The sequence below is a fragment of the Actinomyces lilanjuaniae genome, from assembly GCF_003606385.1.
GTDB lineage: Bacteria > Actinomycetota > Actinomycetes > Actinomycetales > Actinomycetaceae > Actinomyces > Actinomyces lilanjuaniae.
Window position 1 is genome coordinate 123,390 of the sequence record NZ_CP032514.1, and the last position, 20,889, is coordinate 144,278.

Annotated in this window: 15 protein-coding genes, 3 tRNA genes and 3 pseudogenes; 13 read left to right on the forward strand and 8 right to left on the reverse strand. The window is 70.3% G+C overall.

The genetic code is table 11. The features are described 5' to 3' along the window. The first annotated feature begins 195 nt into the window (after positions 1 to 195). The 3 genes and pseudogenes from D5R93_RS00570 (at position 196) to D5R93_RS00575 (ending at position 3,287) form a co-directional block, all read left to right on the forward strand. A pseudogene (locus D5R93_RS00570) lies at positions 196 to 1,472 on the forward strand (DUF885 family protein). After that, a complete protein-coding gene (locus D5R93_RS14405; RefSeq protein WP_279221370.1) occupies positions 1,469 to 1,723 on the forward strand; it encodes a DUF885 family protein in 255 nt (84 codons plus the stop codon). Before D5R93_RS00570 ends, D5R93_RS14405 begins: the two are co-directional and overlap by 4 nt. Positions 1,724 to 2,399: 676 nt before the next feature. Beyond that, positions 2,400 to 3,287, forward strand: coding sequence for a glycosyltransferase (locus D5R93_RS00575; RefSeq protein WP_119835271.1), 888 nt, complete (start codon positions 2,400 to 2,402; stop codon positions 3,285 to 3,287). A gap of 125 nt (positions 3,288 to 3,412) precedes the next feature. Here the strand turns inward: D5R93_RS00575 and D5R93_RS00580 are convergent, their stop codons facing one another. Further along, positions 3,413 to 5,899 (reverse strand): hypothetical protein, encoded by a 2,487-nt coding sequence (locus D5R93_RS00580; protein WP_243106846.1) that lies wholly within the window; start codon positions 5,897 to 5,899, stop codon positions 3,413 to 3,415. A 562-nt stretch (positions 5,900 to 6,461) separates the two neighbouring features. Here D5R93_RS00580 and D5R93_RS00585 point away from each other — a divergent pair. Beyond that, the gene (locus D5R93_RS00585; RefSeq protein ID WP_120203150.1) at positions 6,462 to 7,001 is read left to right on the forward strand and encodes a hypothetical protein; all 540 of its coding nucleotides are present in this window, start codon (positions 6,462 to 6,464) and stop codon (positions 6,999 to 7,001) included. A gap of 67 nt (positions 7,002 to 7,068) precedes the next feature. Here the strand turns inward: D5R93_RS00585 and D5R93_RS00590 are convergent, their stop codons facing one another. Both D5R93_RS00590 and D5R93_RS00595 read right to left on the reverse strand, forming a co-directional pair. Next, positions 7,069 to 8,133, reverse strand: coding sequence for a C2 family cysteine protease (locus D5R93_RS00590; protein ID WP_120203153.1), 1,065 nt, complete (start codon positions 8,131 to 8,133; stop codon positions 7,069 to 7,071). A 57-nt stretch (positions 8,134 to 8,190) separates the two neighbouring features. Further along, positions 8,191 to 9,129 carry a fructosamine kinase family protein gene (locus D5R93_RS00595; protein WP_119836802.1) on the reverse strand — a complete coding sequence of 313 codons (939 nt, stop codon included), beginning with the start codon at positions 9,127 to 9,129 and terminating at the stop codon, positions 8,191 to 8,193. 86 nt (positions 9,130 to 9,215) lie between these two features. Between D5R93_RS00595 and pheA the strand changes: the two are divergent. Further along, a pseudogene (gene pheA, locus D5R93_RS00600) lies at positions 9,216 to 10,160 on the forward strand (prephenate dehydratase). 123 nt (positions 10,161 to 10,283) lie between these two features. Here pheA and D5R93_RS00605 read toward each other — a convergent pair. The 4 genes from D5R93_RS00605 to D5R93_RS00615 all read right to left on the reverse strand — a co-directional run bounded on the left by D5R93_RS00605 (position 10,284) and on the right by D5R93_RS00615 (position 12,259). Beyond that, on the reverse strand, positions 10,284 to 10,619 hold the full coding sequence (locus D5R93_RS00605; protein WP_120203155.1) for a type II toxin-antitoxin system PemK/MazF family toxin: 336 nt from the start codon (positions 10,617 to 10,619) through the stop codon (positions 10,284 to 10,286). After that, positions 10,619 to 10,843: a hypothetical protein gene (locus tag D5R93_RS00610; RefSeq protein ID WP_243106847.1), complete on the reverse strand. Its 225-nt coding sequence runs from the start codon at positions 10,841 to 10,843 to the stop codon at positions 10,619 to 10,621. The genes D5R93_RS00605 and D5R93_RS00610 overlap by 1 nt, the downstream gene beginning before the upstream one ends. 209 nt (positions 10,844 to 11,052) lie before the next feature. Further along, a complete protein-coding gene (locus D5R93_RS14410) occupies positions 11,053 to 11,157 on the reverse strand; it encodes a DUF1839 family protein (RefSeq protein ID WP_162933738.1) in 105 nt (34 codons plus the stop codon). Then, on the reverse strand, positions 11,129 to 12,259 hold the full coding sequence (locus D5R93_RS00615; protein ID WP_243106848.1) for a diacylglycerol/lipid kinase family protein: 1,131 nt from the start codon (positions 12,257 to 12,259) through the stop codon (positions 11,129 to 11,131). Before D5R93_RS00615 ends, D5R93_RS14410 begins: the two co-directional genes overlap by 29 nt. A gap of 75 nt (positions 12,260 to 12,334) precedes the next feature. Here D5R93_RS00615 and D5R93_RS00620 point away from each other — a divergent pair. After that, a pseudogene (locus D5R93_RS00620) lies at positions 12,335 to 12,939 on the forward strand (isochorismatase family protein). An 83-nt stretch (positions 12,940 to 13,022) separates the two neighbouring features. On the opposite strand, the gene D5R93_RS00625 reads toward D5R93_RS00620, so the two are convergent. Further along, complete coding sequence (locus D5R93_RS00625; protein WP_119836798.1) at positions 13,023 to 13,979, reverse strand: LysR substrate-binding domain-containing protein; 957 nt, start codon at positions 13,977 to 13,979, stop codon at positions 13,023 to 13,025. A gap of 294 nt (positions 13,980 to 14,273) precedes the next feature. Here D5R93_RS00625 and serS point away from each other — a divergent pair, with 294 nt between their 5' ends. The 7 genes from serS (at position 14,274) to D5R93_RS00660 (ending at position 20,288) form a co-directional block, all read left to right on the forward strand. Continuing rightward, entirely contained in the window at positions 14,274 to 15,554 is a 1,281-nt protein-coding gene (serS, locus tag D5R93_RS00630; RefSeq protein WP_120203158.1) for a serine--tRNA ligase, read from the forward strand. A gap of 179 nt (positions 15,555 to 15,733) precedes the next feature. Next, positions 15,734 to 16,606, forward strand: a complete 873-nt coding sequence (locus tag D5R93_RS00635; RefSeq protein WP_423243304.1) for an HAD family hydrolase — start codon at positions 15,734 to 15,736, stop codon at positions 16,604 to 16,606. Positions 16,607 to 16,611: 5 nt separating this feature from the next. Further along, on the forward strand, positions 16,612 to 18,156 hold the full coding sequence (locus tag D5R93_RS00640; protein WP_119836795.1) for an ABC transporter substrate-binding protein: 1,545 nt from the start codon (positions 16,612 to 16,614) through the stop codon (positions 18,154 to 18,156). A 167-nt stretch (positions 18,157 to 18,323) separates the two neighbouring features. Further along, positions 18,324 to 19,670: an AGE family epimerase/isomerase gene (locus D5R93_RS00645; RefSeq protein WP_120203161.1), complete on the forward strand. Its 1,347-nt coding sequence runs from the start codon at positions 18,324 to 18,326 to the stop codon at positions 19,668 to 19,670. A gap of 108 nt (positions 19,671 to 19,778) precedes the next feature. Continuing rightward, positions 19,779 to 19,864, forward strand: a tRNA-Ser gene (locus D5R93_RS00650). A 56-nt stretch (positions 19,865 to 19,920) separates the two neighbouring features. Continuing rightward, positions 19,921 to 20,010 (forward strand) — tRNA-Ser (locus D5R93_RS00655). 202 nt (positions 20,011 to 20,212) lie between these two features. After that, positions 20,213 to 20,288, forward strand: a tRNA-Arg gene (locus D5R93_RS00660). Positions 20,289 to 20,889: the final 601 nt, after the last annotated feature.

Below are 20,889 nucleotides of genomic sequence, written 5' to 3' on the forward strand. Positions count from 1 at the left end.
GGGCCGTACGGATCTCCTGCCTCAGGGAATGAGGTTGCACGGTTCCTGGGCAGTCACGGCGACACGACGAGGAACCGCATGATTACGGAGGTTGAGTCGCAGGGGCGAGGTCACCGGGGGGTAGGTCGCCGTAAGTAATGTCCGGACGTGACAGGGTCGTTGCCTGGGGGTACCAGGGGCGGGCATGCTGACCCCATGCGTGACGTGCCGCCCCGTTTCGTACCTGGACGCCTGCCTGTCCCCCAGACGGCGGGTGCTGACCTACGGGACCTGGCTGAGCAGTACAGCCGGGTCCTTGCCGCCCACGACCCAGAGATCGCCGCTCGTACCGGCCTGCTCGGCCAGACCGCCCTACCCGACTACTCCCCGGATGCCTTGGCTGACCACGTCCGTGCTACTCGTTCCCTGAGGGCACGGGTGGAGAAGGTCTCCGGCGAGATGGCTGAGGTGGACAGTCGTCTGCGCGAGCACCTGCTGGAACGGATGGAGACCGACGCCGACCTGATCGACTCCGGCGAGGGCGGAGCGTACCTGGGCTTTCCCGAGTCCCCCTTCCAGCGGGTCCTGCGACTGCTCCGTTCTCCTGCGGGGGCGCGTGACCTCGGCCCTGCGGGGGATGAGGCTGACGCGGCGGAGGGGGACTCCCGCTGGGAGTCGGACTGGCAGCTGCTCAGCGCCCGCCTGGAGATGCTGCCGCAGACTCTGGCAGGCCTGAGGGCGTCCCTGGAGGACTCTGCGGCGCGAGGGGTCGTCTCCCCGGCCAGTCAGGTCGAGTTTGTTGTCGGCCAGGCGCGGGACTTTGCCGACCGGCCGCCCCTGGCCCCGGCCGGGGGGCTTCCCTCCTCCCTGACCGGTGAGGTGGAGCGGGCAGACCGGGTGGCGCGCCAGGCCTGCCTGGACTTCGCCGAGTACTTGATCTCTACCCTGGGGCCGCAGGCGCCGCTGGCGGAGGGGGTGGGACCGCAGCGCCACCAGCTATGGATGCGTCGCCACCTGGGTACGCGGGTAGACCCGGGCAGACCTTCGCGTGGGCACAGGAGGAGCTGCGCCTGGTAGCGGCCGAGCAGGACCGCCTCGCTGCCGAGGTGCTGGGACCAGGGGCGGACTATGCTGCGATGAACATCCACCTGCGCTCGGACCCGGCACTCGGTCTGAGTCCCCAGGAGTACCTGCCCTGGGCGCAGTCAGTGGTAGACCAGGCGTGGGACGTCGTGGTGGGCAAGGTCCTGGACCTGCCTCAGGGCCTGGGGCGTCCCAGGGTTGTCCTGGACCGGTTCGGCAGGCAGGGTCACGCCGGGGACCCGTGCCACTATGAGGAGCCCTATGGCACCGGCGGGGTGCACCCCGGCACTGTGGTCCGATCCCTGGCAAAGGGGGAGGAGGTGCTGTGGCCCTGGGTGGAGCGCACCACCATGCTGCACGAGTCTGTGCCCGGCCACCACGTGCACTCCGGGGGCACACCGCTGACATGAGGCTGACACTGTGGCAGCGCTACTTGGGCAGGGTGCCCGGGTGCAACGAGGGCTGGGCGCTGTATGCCGAGTCGCTGGGTGAGGAGCTGGGGCTGGTGGAGGAGCCGCAGGACCGTTTTGGGCTGCTGGCCGCGCGCCGGTGGCGCCTGGCCCGTGTCCTGGTCGACTTGGGGTGCATTCCCGGCTGCCGGTGCCGCCGGAGGTGCTGGCCCTGCCTGGGGCTGACACCGTGTGGAGCAGGGCGACTGTGATGGCCGTGCTGCGTGCACACACGATCTTCCCCGAGGAGTTCCTGCGCTTTGAGACCAGCAGACGTCTGGGGTGGCCCGCCCAGTCCCTGTCCCACGTGCTGGGGAGCGGGTGTGGCGTGCGGGTCGGCGTGCTGCTGAGGCGCGGGTGCGCTCCCAGGGAGGCAGATGGGGGCCTGGCCAGATGCGTTCCTTCCATAACAGGGCGATCAGCCTGGGATCGGTCGGGCTGGGACTACTGGAGCGTGAGCTGTCCTGAGCCAGGGCATGGCTGGGGGAGCCCGGCGCCGTTGACGGGCCCCTGGTCAGGATGCCACAATAAGGTCTTCTTGTGAATGGGGTAGGCAATGTATCTGGAGTCGTAGCGAGGTCTGTCGGCACCTGTTGTCCCTCTATTTATACGGGGACAGAGGTCCTGGTGGTGGACAGGGTGGCCGTGGGCCGGGCGACCTGCTTTGGGGAGGGTGCGCCTGGGTGGTCTCTGGGTACTCTGGTGTCGAGCCTGACGCGCGACGAGATGCCAGCCTGGCTAGGCGCAAGAGTGCCTGGAGGAAGGCTGGGTGGTTCAGGGCTGGTATGCTGGGAACTACCTGGCACCGCGAAAGTCACACAGCCGTGTTATATCACTGTCCGGTGGTTCTAGGAGGACGCGCCTCTTTTCTCTGGCTAGGCTGGGGCCGTGAGCTCGACTAAGTGTCCTGACCAGCGCGTCGCGGTCATCGTCCCTGCCAAGGACGAGGCGCAGCGCATCGCCGCCACTGTTCGTGCTTGCCGCTCCATCCCACGGGTTGACCTGGTCGTCGTCGTTGACGACGGCTCCGTGGACGGTACCCAGGACCACGCTCGGGCTGCAGGAGCCGTGACCGTGCGCCACTCGGTGACCCGGGGTAAGGCCTCCGCCCTGGAGACCGGTGCCAGTGTCGTCGGTATGCGTGACTACGTGCACGGCCCTGCCCGCCTCCTGCTGTTCATCGACGCTGACCTGGGGGACTCCGCAGCGGCCTGTGCCGATCTTGTGCCCCCTGTCGTTGACGGGGTCTGCGACATGTCCGTAGCCGTGCCGCCCAGGCAGCACGGGGCCGGCGGGCGGGGACGGGTGGTCCACGCTGCTCGCCGGGCCATTGCCCGAGCCACCGGGTGGGAGCCTGTCGCTCCCCTGTCGGGGCAGCGCTGTCTGAGCCGGAAGGCCTACGAGAAGGCTGCTCCCCTGGCTGAGGGGTGGGGAGTCGAGGTCGGGCTGACCATTGACGTCCTCGTCGCCGGGATGGCGGTGATCGAGGTGCCCTGCGACATCACCCACCGGGTCACCGGGAACGACCGTGCGGGGGTCCTTCACCGCGCCGCGCAGTACAAGGACGTGGTCAGGGCTGTGGCTGCCCGGACCCTGCGGCGTCACCGCGTGCCTGCGGCGCGTTATGAGAAGGCTGCGCAGGAGCAGAACGCCTTCCACGTCTACCGGGCACACAGCGTGAGGACGTCCGAGCCCGGTGCCGGGCAGGACGGGGGCCAGGGAGGCGGTGCCTCCACGGATGCCCCTGCGGGCTCGTCGCGCTCCGCAGGAGCCTGACCGGCGGTGCGGGTAGGCCGCGGCTGCCGGTGCCTGGTCGCTGGTGACATCATGCTGTGCGGCTGATGCTGTCGATGCCGCTGACGGCGTTGACGCTGCTGATCCTTGGCGGGGAGCCCGTGCCGCTAGGTGCTGTTGGCTTCTGGTGCGTCGCTGGTGGCCGCTTCCGCCACGTTGATGCTCCCCAGAGCAAGAGCCAGGAGAGCGGGGACGGAGCTAGCCAGGACAAAGCCCGCTATCGTGATACCCGAGTCGTTGACCACGACGGCGACTGCCGTCAGGACGGTGAGGGAGGTCAGTGCGGGGCGCAACCACTGGTTGCAGGAGACGCCGGGCTGTCCGACCTGAGGCTGTGTGCCTTGGTCGTGTGCTGACGGAGCCTGTGTGGTCTGGGTCGGCTCGGCTCGGGTCTGTGCGGTCCGGGGCTGTGCCAGCTGGATCTGGGCGAGCCAGGCGTAACGGCTACGACCTGCCAGCCAGCGACGCCGCTCGTGACGCGCCCAGGCCAGCAGCGCGGCAGCACCGACAGCGCCTGCGACCAGGGCTGCCAGGGCGGTGGTGCTCGTGGTGAAGGGGGTGACGAGCGCACCGAGCCTGCGCGCCAGGGCTGTCAGGGCGGTGCCGTCCAGGACCTGGGCGGCAAAGCGCCCCAGGTGGGTGCGCTGCTCCTGTGGACGCAGGTAGTCCGCCGCGGCGAGTGCGGCGACGAGGCACCCGGAGGCGACGGCGACACCCGCCCAGCGCAGGGCTCCCAGCCGGAGCTGGCATAGGCCCGCAGCCAGGGCGGCTAGCGCGGGCAGCAGCGCGAGGGCGCCGCCGACGTCGGCACCCAGCTGGGGTGCGGCATCGACGACCAGGGCTGCCCCGCCCAGGAGGCCTACGACCATGAAGGCTCTGCGACGTCCGCCGCCCAGGACCTGCCAGGTGACGGCAAGAGCGACTATTAGTGCGCCGGCTGTCAGGGCGAAGGCAGTGTTGGAGACGCCGTAGAACCGCCCGGCCACGACCGCGTTCATCCCCAGGGGGCTGTTGAAGGCCAGGCGGGCGCCCAGGGCGGCGTCAGTCAGCCATGCCGTCACCGTGGCGGTGGCCAGCAGGTAGGCGGTCGCACCGGGTGCGGACGCGGCGGGAGGAGGCAGGGCCGGACCCCGGGAGGTGTGGGCTACAGCAACCAGGCCGGAGAGGCAGCCAGCCAGCACGGCGGAGGTGGCCAGGACCAGGCCCAGGGTGGGGGCCGCCACCCACGGGGCGGGGATGCCGCCCTGCGAGCCCCAGCGCCACCAGGGGGCCGCGTTGGCCAGCAGCACGCCCAGCGGCCCGGCCGCAGCCACGGCGGCGACCTGGGAGAGCCTGCCGACCCGGCGTCGCGGCCGGCTCCCGGGGCGGTCCCGGGGAGCCCGCAGGGCGAGGGCGGCCCAGGCCAGCAGCAGGGCTGCGACTCCAACCAGCAGCAGGCTGGTGGGGATGACGGTGCGCTGGGAGGCGCGTGCGTGGAGGGCGTCGTCAGCCAGGGCGGACAGGCGGGGGTCGTCTGTGTCCCTGGTGGTGCCCTCGGCGGCGCTCCCGGCTGCGGCCCTGGCCGTGGTGGGCTCCTCCTGGACGTCAGTGAGGTGGGCGGTGGCGGGCAGGGTCAGGGCCTGGCCGTCGAAGTCGGGCGCCGTGGTGTCTGTGAGCGCCTGGGCCAGGGTCGGGGCCAGGTCGGTGAGCTGGATGAGGCCGGGCTGGTGGGTGGAGGCTCCCACCAGCAGGGAGCCGCTGGTCCCCCGGGGCGAGGTGGTACCTGCCGGGAGGACGCTGACTTGTGGCCCGGGGTCCTCGTTGTCAGCCAGGGAGGCGATGACGACCCGGGTGCCCGCAGGCGCGGTGGCCAGCGTGGTGGACAGGGCCTGGGCCAGGGAGCGCAGGCGGGCGGCGTCATCGGGAGCGTCGCCTCCGGTCGTGGCAGTGGTGTCGTCTGTGGTGTCGTGGGTGCTGCCGGGCGTCGTGGTGGCGGGCTGGGAGGCTGGTGAGCCGGGCTCCGCCGAGCCCTGCGGGGTGGCATCCACCAGGACCAGCCCGGTCGGGTCGGCGCCCGTGAGTCCTGCCAGGGCCTCCTCCAGCGTGGTTGTGGACTGCGCGCCCAGGGTGTGGCGCGCGCCCTGGCCGACGGCTGAGGTGCGGACTCCCTGGGTGCTGAGGTGGTCGGCCAGCTGGCGGGAGGTGGCGGTCCCGCTGCCGGAGGCGGTGGGCTCCCAGGTGCAGGCCCTGGAGCCCTCCACGGCGCGCACCCGTGTTCCTGCGGTCAGGGTGAGCCAGCCGTCGGCGGGGCAGGTGCGGTCGGCGGGGGTGCGCACGGCCAGGTTCAGCGGCTCATTGGAGGTCGCGAAGCCCAGGACGGTGCTGGCGGCCTCGGCGGTGGTGGCGTCCTGGGAGCCAGCCAGGCCGGTCAGGTCTGACCAGGTGAGGTTGTCGGTGCCCAGCACAACCAGCGGGGCCCTGGAGGCACCCGGTGCGGCCCGCTCGGTCGCGAAGGCGGTGCCGACGGCGGACAGCACCATGCCGACCACCACCAGCAGGATGAGAACGTAGACGACGACACGCACCCAGCGTTGCTGGCGGCTTCGTGGTCTCACGGTCCCAGCCTACGTGGGGCACGGACGGGATCGGCTGGTCCGACTCCCTGCTGTGTAGGGCGGGCGGCCTCAGCGTCCTGGCCCTGTGGGTACCCCACGGGCGCCCCGGGTCCTGAGTTCTCGCGATCCCGCAGTCTGATCAGCGGATGCCAGCCGGAACCAGTGGTAGCCTGCCAAGAGAGGACGTGAGGTAGGGCACCACAGGAGGGAGATGCCATGTCTGAGCACCGAGGCTACGGGGGACGTGACCCGCAGGAGGCGGCCCACGGGGCAGCCGCCCGGATCGACGCCATGGCGGGCGATGCTGAAAGGCGCAGGGTCATGAGGTGAGCTGGGATGGGCGGGACGCCCCTGGTGCCGGGAGGAGGCAGTTTGGGGCGCTCCACATCACGCCCGACGGTCCGGAGTACATCTAGGGCGGTGGTCTCAAGCAGCAGAACGCTCAGCGAGCCGCCAGGTGGCGGGGAGCCCCGTGGAGATGGGGCTGAGGAAGGAGCAGCGACGGCGCGTGTCTCAGGCGCAGCACCGGGCCCGTGGAGATGGGGCTGAGGAAGGAGCTGTCATGGCGGGCGAGGGAGCACCGGTGCCTGTGCCTGGTAGTGGGGTCTGGTGGCGTCGGGTGGTGCGCGCGGTGGTGGTGGCTGTTGTCCTGGTGCTGGTGGCGGCGGGTGCGCGTCTGTGGTGGGAGAACCCCTCGAGGCGCAGCGTGGAGCTGCCCGAGGGGATCGAGCAGGGGGTGGTGCTAGAGATGAGCAGCAGCATAGGACCGTTGTATGCCAACACAGGCTGCCTGCAGACGAAGGGGCTGCGCTCCCAGGGCCATGAGTGGGTGGGGACCATGGGCTGGTCACGGGCCGACCCTGAGACGGGCAGGCCCACCGGTGAGGAGGAGACCTTTGAGCTGCGCCTGGGGGAGAGCTTCTACGCCGAGGGCCTGGGCACGGTCACCCTCCTGGCCGTCAACCCTCCCCCGATAAGGACCCCGCTGAGTTCCGGTGACCTCCTGGGGGGCTGGACCCACCGGGTCAACATAGTCCCGGAACCCGGGGTCGTCCCCGAGGAGCCCTACTGGCGCCTCTGGCATGAGTTGCTGGAGGTGTGACTGGAGGTGTGAGCAGCGATCACACGGGCGCAGGGCACCGTGACGGGTGCGTGCAGACAGTGGTGGCCTACATGTCGCCGATGTAGGTCTTGTTGAAGTACTTCTCGTAGTCCTCCCGGGTGATGCGGATGGTCCCGCCCCCGACGCGCCCGTTGCCCGGCACGGGGTTGGTGTCCCAGGGATTGTAGAGGGTGACGTACTCGTCATTAATATCGACCACCGTGTAGGCGTGGCTGTCCCAGACCTGGAAGTCTCCCTCCTGGTCGCCCGTGTCGATGCGGCCGTTGCCGTTGGTGTCGACGGTGGCCTGGACCGTGCTGCCGTCGCTGAAGTCCCCGCGCGCGGTGCCACCGACCACGACCCTGCGCTCCTCCACGGCCTCCTCGATGGTGTCCCACTCCTCCTCGGTGTACTCGTGCTGGTTGTAGTGGCGGGGGTAGGGGAGGAAGCCCCACCTGCCCCACCCCCAGCCGTCGGTGCTGACCGTCTGCGTGCCCTCGCCCGAGAGGGCCTCCATGGGATCTGTGGGGTCGCCGCCCTTGACGTCCTCCGGGTCCCTGCCCTGCTGCTCCAGGTAGAGGGCGTAGGCGCGCTCGTAGATGTTGATGATGCTGGGGAAGCCCTTGTCGGTGCCCTGGTTGCCAAAGAGGTAGAAGTCGTCCACGGTGATCTCGACCTCCTGGTCGCCGTCGTGGAAGGTGACCACGAAGGCGTTCTGGGACTCCTCCCACCGCACCTGGTCGCGCAGGGCCTGGCGGCCCTCCTCGGTGTCGGAGTAGGCCTGCAGCACCGCCAGCAGGTAGCAGTCACCGATGTTCTCCTGCTCCACGCTGTCCCACTCGGCCGTGCCGTCGGCCTGCTGACGGATCCGCTCGATGTCGCTGTCCCGGAGCTCAAAGGTCGTCCACTTGTTGATGTCGGAGTCGTCGGTGTCCACAGTGGCTGTGCCCAGTGTGGTGGCGGCCTGGGTGGCGGCGTGGTGGACCTCGGCGCGCAGGGCCTGGTAGGTGGCGGCGAGGCTGGCCAGGCCTGCGGCTGCGGGCCCGGCGGCCAGGGGGTTGCCCAGGGCGCTGCCCACCAGGGACTCGGCCTGGGCGCGCAGCCCCACGCGTATTTCCCGCGGCTCTCTCACGCGTAGTGCCGCGCCTTATCCCGTTCCAGGTAGGGGGAGCCCTCCGGGGCAGCACCCTCACACGTACTGCCGCGCCACCCCCACGGCCTCGGCCCCGTAGCTCCCGCCAAAGAGGAAGGCGTGGATCATGAGCAGGTGCAGGGAGTGCAGGCCCACCCGCTCGCGCCACCCGGCCGCCAGCGGTGACACCTCGTGGTAGGCGGCGTAGATCCGCTCCAGGTGCCTCTGCCCGAACACCCCCAGTGCCGCCAGGTCCGTCTCCGCGTGCGCCCCCTGGGCCATCGGGTCAATGAGGACGCCGACGACGTCGGGCACCTCCCCGTCGGTGTCCCGCCGGGTGCTGGCCCGGCCGGTTCCCGCCCCCAGCGGCCCCACCCCGGCCTCTGGCGGCGCCCAGCCCAGGGTGTGGGACACCGGCACCCACAGCACGTTGCCGCACCACAGGTCCCCGTGGGTGCGCGCCACCGCCACCTCCTGGCTGCGCTGCTGCGCGCCAGCACGGACCAGGCCGGGCTGGTCGGCGTCGAAGTCGCCGTCCACCAGCCTGGCGCACAGCCTCTCGATGACGCGGGCGCCCTGGGTGCTGATTGACCCGTTGTCCCTGGAGGCCCCCAGGTAGGCGAGCACACGGTCCTCAGCGTAGAACTCCCCCCAGCGGCGCTGCGCACCGGGGTCCTCGAACCGTCGCAGCCGGATGTCGCTGCGCCCCATCTGAGCCACCCCGTCCCAGTCAGGTGGGGCCGCGCCGAAGGCGGGCGCTCCCGCCGCGTGCGTGACGGCCAGCGCCCGGCCAAAGGCCTCGGCCGCACTCGCCGTGACCCTGGTCGTGGCCAGGCGGGGCTCCTCCAGCCAGCCGGGGCCGGTGGTGGCCGGGACCACGTGGGCGCCGCCGTCGGCCATGGCCTGGGCCAGCCACCACAGCCCCTGCGCCTCCAGGAGTGTGGAGACGGGGCCGTCGTCGTGCTTGCGGAACGTGCTGGGGGAGGGCGCTGTCATAGGGCCAGCCTGCCAGGTACGGTGCGGCGCCGCGCGCTCCCGGCCTACCGTGCCACCATCCCGCCCGGCCCCGATACCCTGTGACCATGCCCGATGCTGACACTCCCACCTGGTCCTTCCTTGGCCCGGCGGGCACCTTCACCGAGATGGCCCTGCGCCAGGTGGCCCCCTCGGACGTGGTGCTCGACGCCTGCCAGGACGTGCCCACCGCCCTGGATCACGTCCGCTCCCGTGTGACTGAGGCCGCCGTCGTGCCTATCGAGAACTCGGTGGAGGGCGGGGTCAACGCCACCCTCGACAACCTCGTGGCCTCCACGCCCCTGGTCATCGCCGCCGAGGTGGCGGTGCCCGTCACCTTTGTCCTGGCGGGGCGGCCGGGCACGACCCTGGAGCAGGTGGCCGCCGTGGCCACCCACCCCCACGCCTGGGCCCAGTGCCGGGGATGGGTGCGCCGCAACCTGCCGGAGGTCGCCTACGTGGCGGCTACCTCCACCTCGGCGCCGGCCCGTGCCCTGGCCGACCCGGACCAGGACCCCGGCTTTCAAGCGGTCCTGTGCAACCCGCTGGCCGCCCAGGACTACGGCTTGGAGGTCATCGCCGCAGGTGTGGCAGACAACCCCGACGCTGTCACCCGGTTCGTCAAGGTCACCCGCCCCGGGCGCGTGGGCCAGGTCACCGGGCGGACAAGACCACCCTCATGGTCCAGCTCCCCCACGACCGCTCCGGCGCCCTGCTGGACATGCTGGAACAGTTCAGTGCCCGGGGCGTCAACCTCTCGCGCATCGAGTCCCGGCCCGTGGGGACTCCCTGGGCCGCTACCGCTTCTCTATCGACGTCGAGGGCACGTCCGCGAGGAGCGGGTCCAGGCCGCCCTCATCGGCCTGCACCGCACCTGTCCTGTGGTGCGTTTCCTGGGCTCCTACCCCCGCCTGGACGCCCGGCCGGTCGTGGTGCCCGCAGGCACCAGCGACAAGGACTTCATGGTGGCCCGCTCCTGGGTGGCTGACGTCCTGGAGGGCAGGGCGCTGTGACACACCGGTCCTGGCTGCCGGGCTAAGGCAGCGCCGGGACCTTGGCCGCCGGGTGTGCGGGGTCGTCCAGGTTGGTGGCAAGGCGGTGGCGGGAACCTAGGTGCGCGGTCAGGTGACGTGGCGCTAGGCGAGCCAGTCCCTCACCCAGCGAAGCGCCTCCTCCACGATGCTGCGCTCGACGATACCTATGCGTTCGACAAGCCTCTTGCGGGAGATCGTGCGCACCTGCTCAGTCATGGCGAAGGAGTCCTGCGGCAGTCTCCCACCACGAGGAATCCGCACGTGGTTCGGCCACCCTCGGTCGATGGAGGTCACCGGGACGGTCACGACAAGCGTTGTCACAGCCTCGTGGTAATGGGCACCGGAGATGACGAGCACGGGGCGTCGCCCAGCCTGCTCACGTCCGACCGACGAGTCCGGAGCCGCCCACCACAGCTCACCGGTGCGGGGTTGGGGCATCAGCTCCACGCGTCTGACTCCCAGTCCGCGAGCTCGGCGAGGTAGGCCTCGTCCGGCGGGTTGGCCTCCATGGCTGCCTTGAGGTCGGCAAAACGCAGCTCGCGCTCCGCAGCCTCAGTCATCGTACGGATGGCGACGTCCATGGTCACGCCCTGGCGCTTAGCGAGCGCGAGGACTGCGTCGCGGGTACTGGTCTCGACCTTGATCGTCGTCGCCCTAGTCATACTTCTAGTATGCCCGACAGGGATACTTTCCGCCATGGCTGTTGCAGCAGACCTCCTCTCCCCGGTTAACGAGCACGTGAGAGCGGCCGAGACGCGACATGACTACAGCCTGTGCCGAGCGTCCACCTGTGACACGTCCAGGGGGCGCCAGCACGCCGCCGGGCAGGAGCGCACAGAGGTCGAGAGACACGTCTGGGGGTGCCGACATCCTAGGGGCGTCGGATGAGCAGCGCGCCGTGGGTCAGCCTCACCCGCACGCCCCGGGTCGGCGGCAGGAGGTCCCCGTCAACCTCTACCAGCATCGGGGTGCTCACGCGCACGGCGACGTCCCTGCCCTGGCGCCGCACGACGCGCCCGGTGGCGCGCGTGGGGTTGGCGTAGGTGGCCGCGCGCGGTGGGAGGACCTGCCGGGCCAGCGAGCTCCAGCCCAGCACACCGCCGACCGTGTCGATGGCGGCCACGTCCAGCAGGCCGTCGTCGGGCGGGTGTCGCGCAGCAGCGTGATCCCTGCTGGCAGCATGCCGCCGTTGGCGATGAGCAGGGTGCGGGCGGTGAACCTCTCCACCGACCCCCGGCGCCGGGGCTGCCGAGGCTGAGGACCAGGTCCATGCGGGGGAAGCGCAGGTTCTCCACCGCGGCCAGGGCGTAGGCCCCCATCCGATCCGGGCCTTGAGGCCGGGGCGAGTGGAGGCGACCAGCCCGGCGTCGAAGCCGATCCCCGACACCACCATGCAGGCGTGCTCCCGTCCCAGGGAGGGGCGTGCCCATCCCCCGGGGGCTGGACAGGGACAACGGGGCGGCAGCTGCGTCGGTGCCGGGGGCTGCACCGCTGGCGCGGCGGCTACCACTGCGGCTGAAGGTGCTGGCCTGGTCCGGCGGCACGCCGTCATCCACCTCGGCCTGTGCAGGCTGCGTCTCACGCCGGGCGGTCAGCGCGCTCAGGGCGCCGCCCGAGCCCGCTGGGGCGGGCGAGTGGGTGCTGCTGCGCATACCGGGCAGGACCGGGCCGGTGAGAGCCGGGTGGCTACCCGGCTCATCGGCCGGGTCGGTGCGTACCCAGGCGAGGTCGGTGGGCCGTGACGTGCCGTGCGCAACCAGGCGGGCCGCCGCCGACAGGTCGCCGACCGGCAGGCGCAGGTTGCGGGCCGCGAGGTTGGCGGTGCCTGTGGGCAGGATCCCCATCTCGACGCCGGTGCCCGCCAGCCCGGCTGCCACTGAACGCACGGTCCCGTCCCCCCCGGCGGCAACCACGAGGGCGGCCCCCGACGCGACGGCCAGCCGCGCCTGGGTGGCCCCGGTCTCCGAGGTGGTCGTCTCCAGCCAGACCGGTCTGCGGTACCCCGCCTCGCACAAGGTGGTGTCCAGGAGGTCCCGGACCGCATCGGTGACCTTCTGCTTGGAGGGGTTGGCCACCACGCAGGCGAGGGGGCTGCGTGGGCTCCTGCGTCCATGGGGCAGGCTACACAGGAGTCCTGGGCTAGGGTGCGCCTCATGGCTGACACACCTGGTGCCCGGGCTCGTCGCGCCCTTGTCATCGTTGACGTCCAGCCCACCTTCTGCGAGGGCGGCGCCTTGGCCGTGCCCGGGGCGAGGCCGTGGCCCACCGCATCGCCGCCTACGTCGCTGCTGCAGGGGACGACTACGGCCTGGTGGTCACCACCCAGGACTGGCACATCGACCCCGGCGACCACTTCTCTGCCGACCCGGACTATGTCGACACCTGGCCCCCGCACGGGGTGGCCGGGACCCCGCAGGCCCGCCTGCACCCGGCGCTGTCGGGGCTGCGGGCCGACGCAGCGCTGCGCAAAGGGCACTACTCGGCTGCCTACTCCGGTTTTGAGGCGGTCGCTGACGACGGGGCTGACCTGGAGGCCCTGCTCAGGACATGCGGTACCGAGGTGATCGACGTGGTCGGCTTGGCGCAGTCGCACTGCGTGAAGGAGACTGCTCTGGACGGGGTCGCCCGTGGCTACCGGGTACGGGTCCTCACCGACCTGACCGAGCCGGTGAGCCCCGGACTGGGCCGGGCAGCCCGGGAGGTGATGGCTGCCGCAGGGGTTGAGCTGGTGAGGTCGGGCCTGGTGCCAGGCGCCTAGCCGCTCCCAGCCTGGGAGGGTGGGCAAGCCGGGCACACTAGGCGGGCTGGCGGCCAGGGGCTGGACGGCAGGTCTGTGCGGGCTTAGGCGGCCTGCGGTACCTGGACAGGCCGTACAGGCAGGCCCGCCTGGGTGGCCAGGGCGGAGATCAGCTCGGCCAGGCGTGCAAAGTCCGGACCTCGGGAGGAGGAGCTGCGGTATACCAGGCACAGCTGGCGTACCGGTACTGCTCCGGCCGCGTCAGGGGCGAACCGGGCCACGGCGTAGTCCTCCTGGGACCCCAGCATGCGTAGGGCGCCTTCGGGGACGACGGTGACACCCGTGCCGTGGGTGACCATACGGATGACGGTGGACAAGGTGGTTGCCACGGCGACCGGGGGCTGGGTCCCGTAGGACTGGCACAGCGCCAGGGCCTGGTCACGCAGGCAGTTGCGCTCGTCCAGCATGAGGAGGGGGTAGTTGTCGAGCTCGCGGGTGCTCAGGTCGGTGCGACCTGCCCAGGGGTGGTCCCTGGCCGTGAGTACCATCAGCGGCTCGTCGAACATCGGGATGGCCGTGGTGCGCTGGACCTCTGAGTCGAGGGTGATGATGGCGGCATCCAGGCGCCCCTGGTTGAGCAGCTCCAGGATGTCGCTGGTGACCATCTCACGCAGCTCGAGCTCCATCTGGGGCAGCTGGTCGGCCAGGCCGTCCATGAGCACCGGAGCCAGGTAGGGGGCAATCGTGGGGATGACACCCAGGCGCATGGAGCCGGTCAGGACTGCGCCCTGGCTGGCGACGGCCTCGCTGAAGGCCTCTGCCGCGAGCACGGCCTCCCGTGCGAAGGGCAGGAGGGCCTCGCCCAGTGACGTCACCAGCACGCGCCGGGTGGTGCGTTCCACGAGCTCGCCGCCGACCCGCTTCTCCAGCGCGGTGATGGCCTGGGAGAGGCTGGGCTGGCTGACGCTGAGGGCGGAGGCTGCCTCACCGAAGTGCTGGTGGTCGCACAGTGCGACGAAGGCTCTCAGCTGTGAGAAGGAGGGGAGAGCAGAGGTAGGCATTGGGTCACGTCCTGTTGTCGCGGTAGAGGTCTGGTGGAAGATGCCTGGTGGCCGGGGCGGAAGGCTGGTGACTTGGGTGGCGGGTGAGCGGGTGGTGAGTGAGAAGTGAAGCCGAAGGAGGTGGGAGGTTTTTCTTACAAGAGAGCACTATAGGGTACGCCTCACCAATAACGTTACTTTCACAGGTGATATGAGGCGCGTATTATCGTCTAGTCGTCGTCTGTGCCGTTCGCGCCGACCCCGGGCTGCGGGGACGGCGCGCGGACCAGGGTCGGCTCTGGCTACACTCGCTCTATGATCGACCTGCGTGCGCTTCGCGAGAACCCCGAGCCCTTCCGTGTCAGCCAGCGTGCTCGTGGCGCGGACGCCGGGCTCGTGGACCAGGTTCTGGCGGCAGATGAGGCGCGTCGGCAGGCCCTGGGGACCTTTGAGGGGCTGCGTGCGGAGCAGAAGGCCGTCTCTCGCTCCGTGGGCAAGGCCGCGCCGCAGGAGCGCCAGGAGGTCCTGGCCCGGGCCAAGGCGCTGGCGGAGCAGGTCAAGGAGGCTGAGGCGGCTTCCAGCCGGGCCGCCGCCGACCTGGAGGAGCTGGCCCTCCAGCTGCCCAACCTCATTGCCGGGGCCCCCAGTGGGGGGGAGGAGGACTTCGTCGTCCTGCGGCACGAGGGCGGACAGCCCCGTGACTTCGCCGCTGAGGGCTTCCAGCCTGTGGACCACCTGACCTTGGGCGAGGGGCTGGACATGATCGATACCCGTCGTGGGGCCAAGGTCTCCGGCTCGCGTTTCTACTTCCTTAAGGGGTGGGGCATGCGTCTGGAGCTGGCCCTGATGACGGCGGCCCTGGACCGGGCGCTGGCTCACGGCTTCACCCCCATGACTACCCCGACACTGGTGACCCCTCAGATCATGGGCGGCACGGGCTTCCTTGGCGCCCACAGCGACGAGATCTACTACCTTCCGGCTGACGACCTCTACCTCACCGGGACCTCGGAGGTGGCGCTGGCCGGCTACCACACTGACGAGATTCTGGACCTGGCCAGCGGCCCGCGGCGCTACATGGGCTGGTCTACCTGCTACCGGCGTGAGGCCGGGGCCGCGGGCAAGGACACCCGGGGCATCATCCGGGTCCACCAGTTCAACAAGGCGGAGATGTTCTCCTACTGCCGTCCTGAGGAGGCGGAGCAGGAGCACCAGCGGCTGCTGGCCATGGAGGAGGAGATGCTCGCTCTGGTCGGCCTGCCCTACCGGGTCATCGACACCGCTGCGGGCGACCTGGGCTCATCGGCGGCCCGCAAGTTCGACTGCGAGGCCTGGCTTCCCACCCAGGAGAGGTGGATGGAGGTCACCTCCACCTCCAACTGCACTACCTTCCAGGCCCGCCGCCTGGCCGTGCGCGAGCGCCGTGAGAGCGGCACCGCCCCCGTGGCCACGCTCAACGGGACGCTAGCGACCACCCGGTGGCTGGTCGCGATCCTGGAGAACCACCAGCAGGCGGACGGGTCCGTACGCGTGCCCGAGGGACTGCGCCCCTACCTGGGTGGCTGTGAGGTCATCGAGCCCGCCAGGGTCCGGGCCTGAGACGGCTGCTCACCGTGCCTGACACCTCACCTGCTGCGTCCTCTGCTGCATCATCTGCTGCGTTGCCTGCCGCGCCGTCTGTCACCCGGCCCTCCGGGCCGCCCTTGCGCCTGGGCGGCGGTGGTGAAGACGCCCCGGGGCGAGGCATGCACCGGCCCCTGAGCCACGAGGAGTACCACGTGCTGGTCCAGGAGAAGGTGCGGGACCTGGACCGCCTGCACCAGTCAGGCGGGACCAACCTCGTACCCGGCCCGCGCACTGTCGTCGCCCTGGATGTGGACGGCACCGTGCTGGACATGGACGGGAGGGTCTCCGAGCGGGTCATGGCCTCTGTCGCCCGCCTGCGCTCCTACGACGTCACGGTGGTGATCGCCACCGGGCGCGGGGTCCAGGCGGCCATGCCCGTGGCCCGTTACATGGGCCTGGTCAGTGGCTGGATGGTGTGCGCCAACGGTGCGCTCACCCTGCGCCTGGACCCCCACGCCCCCGGCGGCTACGAGGTCGTCAGCTCGTGGACCTTCGACCCCACCACCGCGATCTGCACTCTCCTGGAGGCTGTCCCGGACGGGATCGTCGCTGTGGAGGACCCCGGGGCGGGGTTCAAGGTCTCCCGCCCCTTCCCTGACGGAGAGCTGATCGAGGACTACGAGGTGGTCAGTGTCGCCGACCTGTGCTCCGCCCCGGTGACCCGGGTGGTCCTGCGTGCCCCGGGTATGCCTGTGGACCGCTTCTCCGCGCTGGTTCGTGGCTCCGGCCTGCACTCGGTGGAGTATGCCGTCGGCTGGACGGCCTGGCTGGACGTGGCGCCGCAGGGTGTGACCAAGGCGAGGGCGCTGGAGGACCTGGTGCAGCGGCTGGGTACTGACGCCTCCCACGCCCTGGCTGTGGGGGACGGCTCCAACGACGTGGAGATGCTCGAGTGGGCCGGGGCGGGTGTCGTCATGGCCAGTGCCCCGCAGTGGGTGCGCGACCGGGGCGACATCGTGACAGAGCCCGTGTGGTGGGACGGCTGCGCGGCCGTCCTGGACGCCCTGGTTGAGCGAGTGAGGTAGGACGTATGCGACGTTTTCCGGCCCGTGTCCCAGCCCGTCTCCTGGGGCTGATAGGTGCTCTTGCCCTGGCTGGCGCTAGCCTGGGGGCCTGCTCCTCCGCTGAGGACCCGGGTGGCTCGGGGGCTGCAGGCGGCTGTGACACTCTTGAGCACCTGGGCACCTTTGACGACACCGTCGTCACCGTGTCGTCTGCCCTGAGCGACAGCGAGGCCGAGCGCTTTGAGGCCTCCTTGGCGACCTTCGAGGAGTGCACGGGGATCGACGTCGTCCACACCGGCTCCAGCTCCATGGAGACCGAGCTGCTGGAGGGGACCACCGGCTCTGCCTCGGTGGCGGGACAGGAGGAGGGCCAGGAGCTGCCGGACCTGGCGATCGTGCCCCAGCCCGGGCTGGTGGCCGAGCTGGCGGAGGCGGGCGTGCTCGTGGCCCTGCCCGACCAGGTCAACGCCAACATCGAGATCGGCTGGAACCGTCAGTGGGCGCAGATAGGCACCTATGACGGTACTGCCTACGCGGCACCGCTCATGGCCTCGGTCAAGTCCTTCATCTGGTACTCGCCGGTGGCTTTTGCTGAGAGCGGCTACGAGGTGCCCCGGTCCTGGGCTGACCTGGAGGCCCTGACCGAGCAGGTGGTGGAGGACCACCCGGACGGGGTGGTCACTCCCTGGTGCCTGGGTCTGGCTGACGGGGAGTCGACCGGCTGGACTATGACGGACTGGCTGGAGGACACCATGCTGGCCACCCAGGGGCCGGGTCCCTATGACACCTGGGCCAGTCACCAGTCCGCGCTTGACGACCCCTCTGCGGTCAGGGCGCTCACGGCGGTGGACGACCTGGTCCTGGCTGACGGGCACGTGGACGGTGGGCGGCAAGCCGCTGCCGCCAGGAGCGTGGAGGAGGCGGGCAGCGCCCTGCTGGAGGGTCGCTGCCTCATGCTGCACGCCTCCTCCTCCTTTGAGACCATGCTGCCCGAGGGGACCATGGTCACCGACGCCGACGGGGACAGCCCGGTGGCCTACTCCACGCCGCGCGACACGGAGGACGTCGGCAGTACCGGGGATGCTGGGAGTGCGGAGGTTCCCTCCCAGGTGCCCAGCCCGGCCGCGAGCCCGACGGCGTCCTCGGCCTCCACGACGGTGCGCACCGGTGCCGCCGTCTCCGCCTTCCTCACGCCCTCTGCCGATCGTAGTGCCGCCCCGGTGCTCGTGGGCAGCGACTACCTGGTAGCCCTGGCGCAGGGAGAGGCCCAGGCCGCGCTTATGGACTACCTGACCTCGGCGCACTGGGCGCAGGAGAGGGCCTCCCTGGGGGGCGTGGCCACCGCGCACCAGGGCGTGGACGCCTCCCAGATCCCCAGCGACGTGGCCCAGCGTGCCACGACCCTGCTGCAGTCCCGGGAGACCACGGTCCGTATGGATGCCAGTGACTCCATGCCTGCCGTGGTCGGTGCCGGGGCTCTGTGGACGGACCTGACCCGGTGGACCACGGGCGAGCTCAGCCCCAAGGAGGCCCTGTCCAGCGCGGAGAAGAGCTGGCCCCGGGAGGGCTAGCCGAGCCGCCCCGGGACGGCTGGCGGGGAACAGGTGCCTTGGGACCTGCCGCTGGCTGGCTGTGGCCTGGTAGCCTGCGGGGTAGACGACGGCGGCGCGTCTGACCACCGCACCACCTCCGCGCCGCCGTCGTCCTCAACACCACGGCACCAGGTCGAGGAGGACTGATGGGACTGGGATGGTTCGGTGCTCCGGAGCACAACCGCTGGCTGGCTGAGGAGACGCACGCACTCCTGCGGTACGCGCGCGGTGCAGCCGTGCCAGCAGGATTCGGATGGATCGGCCAGGACGGGGCGGTGGACACCTCCCACCCAGTGGAGTTGTGGATCACCGGTCGCATGACCTTCGCGTTCTCCCTGGGTGCCCTCATGGGTATTCCCGGGTGCCGACGCTACGCCGACCACGGCGTTCGGGCGCTGCGGACGGTGCTGCGTGACCATGTCCACGGCGGCTGGCACTCTGCGGTCGGACACGAGCCAGACGGCCAGGGCCACGGTGTCCCGGTGGAGGCGCAGGCCCGCAAGGAGTGCTACCAGCACGCCTTCGTCCTGCTGGCGGCCGCCACGGCTACTGCCGCTGACCGCCCCGGTGCCCACGACCTTCTGCTGGAGGCCACGGCGGTCCAGGACCGCTACTGGTGGGACGAGCGCTACGGGCTGCCGGTGGAGTCCTACGCGGCGGACTTCACCGACCCGGAGGACTACCGGGGGATCAACGCCGCCATGCACACAGTGGAGGCCTACCTGGCTACCGCTGACGTTACCGGTGACGTCAAGTGGCTGGAACGAGCTGTGCAGGTCATTGACTTTGCCGTCAACGTCCAGGCGCGCGCCAACGAGTGGCGGCTGCCGGAGCACTACAACTCTGCCTGGCGTCCTGTGCGGGACTACAACCGCGATCAGCCCGCCCACCCCTTCCGCCCCTACGGGGTCACTCCCGGTCACGGCCTGGAGTGGGCACGGCTAACCGTTCAGGCTCGGGGCGCGCTGGTGGCGCGCTCGCTACCGGTGCCGGACTGGATGCTAGACGCTGCCGAGTCCCTCTTTGACCGTGCCCGCACTGACGCCTGGAGGGCGGACGGGGCTGCGGGCTTCGTCTACACCACCGACTTCGGCGGCAGCCCGGTGGTGCGTGAGCGCATGCACTGGGTGGTCTGTGAGGGTGTTAGTGCTGCAGCCGCCCTGCGGCGGGCGCTGCTGGACGACGGTCGCGGTGAGATCAACGTCGAGCTCTACGAGCACTGCTACCGCTCCTGGATCGACTACGCCGAGGAGTTCCTCATCACAGATCCGGGCGTGTGGACCCACGAGCTGGACCAGGACAACCAGCCCTCCACCCGGACCTGGGAGGGGCATCCGGACGTCTACCACGCGCTGCAGATGACCCTTGTTCCCCGCCTGCCTGTCTGGCCGTGCCTGGGGCAGGCCCTGGCGGAGGGGCGGCTGGACAAGCCGGAGTCTGCGGTACCGGTGCACGCCCAGCAGCCTCGGCGGCGAGGGTTCTTTGGGCGCTGAGGCCGGGGCGGCGTGGGCCGGGGTGGCTGTGCTGATCTTGAGTACTCTGCTGGTGCCGACCTGGGTGAGATGGTAGAGTGACGCCCGTTCCGCCTCAGGCGGGATGTCGGAGAGGTGACAGAGCGGCCGAATGTGGCGGTCTTGAAAACCGCTGTGCGCCTGGCGCACCGGGGGTTCGAATCCCTCCCTCTCCGCGGCGGTCCACCGGACAGCGGTTCTGCGTGGGCTGTCTGTTGCCCAAGCGGGTGATGGAGATGTCGCATAGTGGCCTAGTGCGCCTCCCTGCTAAGGAGGTTGGGGTGGAAGCCCCTCGGGAGTTCGAATCTCCCCATCTCCGCCATGGTCTGATCTTCGCCACGGTCTGTGGTGAGGCCCCGTCAGGACTCCTGGCGGGGCCTTGTGCTTCCCGGAGGAGTGTCTGGTCCGGTGAGACCAGGCCGCGAGGGTGCAGTAGGGCTGGATCTCTGTGCCAAGCCTCACGAGACCTGGATTTGTCCAGCAGCGGTGCTCCGAGTAGCCTTCATTCCTGTCGGCAACGACGTGCGCCTGTAGCTCAACGGATAGAGCATCTGACTACGGATCAGAAGGTTGGGGGTTCGAATCCCTTCGGGCGCGCCACACCTCGTCATCGGCTGAAGAGTCGGAGGCGAGGTGTTTTCCATGTTTGAGGTGCTGACTTCCCGGTGCTGCGGGCACTGCCTGCTTGGTGCCCTCGCTGGCTGTCCGGTGTCCTGCTGCCCGGTGCCCTGGCGGTGACTCGGCTCCGGCTCGGGGTGGTATACGAGGTTCCAGCCTGCGGTGGTTTACGAGGTCGGGGTACGTCGTGCGACTCCCCTGCACTCCGTTGGCGCACCCTGGAGTCGTAAACCGGTACCGGGGAGTTGGCTCGTGCCCGGTAGTGGGACCTAATCCATGTCTCGACTGTCTTGGCTGACCCCGACTGTCTTGGCTGTCCCCGATCGAGCGTCCGACCGGGGACAGGAGCCTGTGTTGTCTTTTTGGCTGTGTCGGCTGGGATGGAACTGCGCAAGGATATGTGGCGCGATTTGCGGGTGACTCGATTTTGTCGTGTTGTGGTGGCGCAGGATGAACTGGGCTCGCATGCGGAGGTCAAGGCAGGCTGGCGCGGTTCTCGTTCTAGCTGACGTTTTCCGCCTCAGCATGACCTGCGTGAGCCCACCTTGCACGCTTCACGCCGGGCTGACATCGCGCAAACAAC